Annotated in this window: 1 protein-coding gene; it reads right to left on the bottom strand. The window is 71.1% G+C overall.

Translation table 11 applies throughout. From position 1 onward, the window contains the following. Positions 1 to 697: metal ABC transporter permease (locus G6024_RS16000; protein WP_159149156.1), on the bottom strand; the 697-nt coding region annotated here is incomplete at its 3' end. Between the last annotated feature and the right edge of the window lie 116 nt (positions 698 to 813).

Raw genomic sequence — 813 nt, 5'->3', positions numbered from 1 at the left:
CGCCGACGAGGGCGACGACGACGGCGAGGATCATCGTCCCCCGCATGGTGTCCGCCACCAACTGGGCGGTCGCGCCCGGGATGATGAGCGTCGCCACGACGAGGATCACGCCCACCGACTGGACCCCCGCCACGGTCGCGGTGGCGAGCGTCGCCAGCAGGAGGGCGGTCAGTGCCCGGGTGCGCAGTCCCAGGGTGTGTGCGTGGAGTCGGTCGAACGCCACCATGACGAGGTCACGGCGGAACGCCAGCAGCACGAGGACCGTGAACGCGGAGACCGCCATCACCTGGACGAGTTCGGAGTCGCGGACGCCCAGCACACTGCCGAACAGGATCGAGTGCAGGTCCTGCTGGGTGGGGAAGCGGGCGATGAGGATCAGGCCGAGGGCGAACAGGGCCGTGAAGACGATGCCCATCGCCGCGTCCTCACGCACCGTTCCGCTCTCGCGCACCGCGCCGATCATCGTGACCGCGACCAGTGCGGCGACCAGGGCGCCCACCGCGAACGGGGTGCCGGTCATCGCGGCGATCACCACTCCCGGCAGGACCGCGTGGGACACGGCGTCACCCATGAGCGACCATCCCATGTGGACCAGCCAGCAGCTCAGCAGGGCGCCGGCGATCCCGGAGGCCGTCACCACGATCAGGGCGCGGCGCATGAAGTCGTAGCTCATCGGCTCGGCGAGCAGGTCGATCACGGCAGCGCTCCCTCGGTGACGGTGCGCTCGGCGGTCCCGGTCTGCCGGGCGCCGAGCAGGGTGGACAGGATCTGCGGGGTGGTCGTCTCGGCGACCGGGCCGTGGGCGATGAGGGA

This window comes from Dietzia maris, assembly GCF_014144855.1.
Lineage (GTDB): Bacteria > Actinomycetota > Actinomycetes > Mycobacteriales > Mycobacteriaceae > Dietzia > Dietzia kunjamensis.
Note: the sequence above shows the minus strand (reverse complement) of the source record. Positions and strands in the feature narration are given on the sequence as shown.